The 2,585-nt window shown below is 66.8% G+C and carries 2 protein-coding genes; one reads left to right on the top strand and one right to left on the bottom strand.

Going from position 1 to position 2,585, the window contains the following annotated elements:
• The first annotated feature begins 204 nt into the window (after positions 1 to 204).
• Positions 205 to 1,776, top strand: coding sequence for a methyl-accepting chemotaxis protein (locus FV233_RS29025; RefSeq protein ID WP_246690136.1), 1,572 nt, complete (start codon positions 205 to 207; stop codon positions 1,774 to 1,776).
• A gap of 88 nt (positions 1,777 to 1,864) precedes the next feature.
• Here the strand turns inward: FV233_RS29025 and rplS are convergent, their stop codons facing one another.
• Positions 1,865 to 2,266: a 50S ribosomal protein L19 gene (gene rplS / locus FV233_RS29030; protein WP_147857177.1), complete on the bottom strand. Its 402-nt coding sequence runs from the start codon at positions 2,264 to 2,266 to the stop codon at positions 1,865 to 1,867.
• Positions 2,267 to 2,585 lie beyond the last annotated feature (319 nt).

The raw sequence follows: 2,585 nt of genomic DNA on the forward strand, positions 1-2,585 counted from the left end.
AAATGGGGAAATTTTTTGGATATCTAATCTTGAGTTATGCGCTGCGGTGAGCATATTGATCCTTAAACATATAGGATAACCATTGATATGAGCATTTCGCTGGCAAATTTGACGCTGTCACGTAAGCTTTCGCTTCTAACGATACTGACGTGTCTGATTATTGCTACGATCGGTGGCCTGGGCCTCAAGCTATTCCATCGTGAAATGCTGGACGAGCGCGTCCAGTCGCTGCGCGCCATGGTCGAGCTGATCCAGTCGCACGCCCAGGCTCTCGACGAGCGGGTGAAGGCCGGGACGCTGACCAAGCAGGCGGCCCTGTCCGAGCTGGCCGAATCGACCATGGCGATGCGCTACAGCGGCGGAACCAACTACATCTCGATCTACACGATGGACGGCGTTGCCGTCGCCGTGCCGAACCGGAAGGATGTCGGCAAGAACCAGCTGGATCTCACGGTCAACGGCATACCGATCATTCGCGCCTTCATCGCTCGCCTGAGATCCTCCGACCCGGCGATGCTTGAATACGAATACCTCCGGCCCGGACGGGAGGGCGTCTTCCCGAAGGTGTCCGTGGCGACCCGCTTCGCGCCCTGGGACATCTTCATCGTCACCGGCGCCTATACCGACGACATCGCGGCGTCGTTCCGGTCGCTGGCGATCACGGTGCTGGTCCTGCTCCTGGGCATCGTCGGCGTATCGGTGCTCGGCTCCCTGCTGATCGGGCGCAGCATCACCCGGCCGCTCGGCCGCCTGCACCGGAGGATGCAGGCCCTGGCGGAGGGCGACATCACGAGCCCGGTCTCCGATACCGAGCGGCGCGACGAGATCGGCCGGATGTCCGCCACCGTCGAGGTGTTCCGCCAGGCCCTGGTCGCCAAGGGCGAGATGGACGTCGCGGCCGCCCGGGACGCCGAGGCCAAGATCGAGCGCGCCCAGGCGCTGGATGCCCTGACCCGACAGTTCGAGGGCAGCGCCGGGACCCTGATGCGGGGCCTGACCTCCGCCGCCACGGCGATGCAGGCCAACGCCGCCACGATGGCGCAGAGCGCGACGCAGACGAGCGCGCGCTCGGCCCAGGTCGCCGAGGCGGCGCAGGAGACCTCCGCCAGCGTGCAGACCGTGGCCGCGGCGACCGAGGAGATGTCGACGACCATCCGGGAGATCTCCGGCCAGATGGCGCGCTCGTCGGCCATGATCGGCCAGGCGGCCACGGAGGCCCAGCGCACCGACGCGATCGTGCGCGACCTCGCCGAGGGCGCCGAGAAGATCGGCGCCGTGGCCAGCATGATCGCGGCGATCGCCAGCCAGACGAACCTGCTCGCGCTCAACGCCACGATCGAGGCGGCCCGCGCCGGCGAGGCTGGCCGGGGCTTTGCCGTGGTGGCGAGCGAGGTGAAGGAACTCGCCAACCAGACCGCGCAGGCGACGGCGGAGATCGCGACCCGGGTCGGCGCCGTGCAGGTCTCGACCCGGCAAGCCGTGGAGGCGATCCAGGAGATCGGCCGTACGGTCACCGAGGTCAACACGCTGGCCACCAGCGTCGCGGCCGCGATCGAGGAGCAGGAGGCGACGACCGGCGAGATCGTGCGCAGCGTGGCGCAGGCGGCGGACGGCACCAGCACGGTGACCGGCAACATCGCTGAGGTTTCGACCGCCGCCCAGGAATCCGGCACCGCGGCCGAGCAGGTGCTCGGCGCCGCCGCCGAACTGTCGCAGAAGTCCGGGCTGCTCTCCGCGGAGATCACCCACTTCCTCGATCGGGTCCGGGCCGCCTGAGCCGCGGGCATGAAAAAACCGGCCCGGCTGAGCCGGACCGGTTGAAAACCTCGGGGTCCCCGGCTGCGAGCCGGGGCGTCCGATGACCTTACTCGGCGGCGGCGGGGGCCGCCTTCGGGGCATCCTTGGACTTGTAGCGATCGGTGCGCTCGACGATGCGGGCCGACTTCCCGCGGCGGTCGCGCAGGTAGTACAGCTTGGCCCGGCGCACCTTGCCCCGGCGGACGACCTTGATCGAATCGATCATCGGCGAATGCACCGGGAAGACGCGCTCGACGCCCTCGCCGTAGGAAATCTTGCGAACCGTGAAGCTCTCGTTGAGGCCGCCGCCCTGGCGGCCGATGCAGACGCCCTCGTAGGCCTGGACGCGGGTGCGCTCGCCTTCCTTGACGCGGACGTTGACGATGAGCGTATCGCCCGGCTCGAAATCGGGAATGGTCTTCGCGAGGCGCGCGACTTCCTCGCGCTCCAGCTGCTCGATGATGTTCATGGCATAGCTCCAGCCGTTGCGCCGTGCCGCCCCTCATGGGCGTCCGGCACCAGGATTTCGGCGATCCTGTTGTGAGTTGGGCTGCCCTCTACAGGATCGCCGCCGGCTTGTCGATTGCCGATGCCGGTCGCCGCAGGGCGATCGCTTGAAAGGAATGGATTTCGGTGTTGCCTTTTGCGTGATTCACAGGGGGCCTCGGTCTGGTGAGGCATCCGATGTCAGGCAAGGCACTGGTGGAGCATTTTTCGGCGTTGGAAGACCCGCGCCAGAGTTGGAAGGTGGTCTACCCGCTGCCGGAGATCATGTTGCTGGTCCTGTG

Origin of the sequence: Methylobacterium sp. WL7, assembly GCF_008040085.1 — a bacterium.
GTDB classification, from domain to species: domain Bacteria; phylum Pseudomonadota; class Alphaproteobacteria; order Rhizobiales; family Beijerinckiaceae; genus Methylobacterium; species Methylobacterium mesophilicum.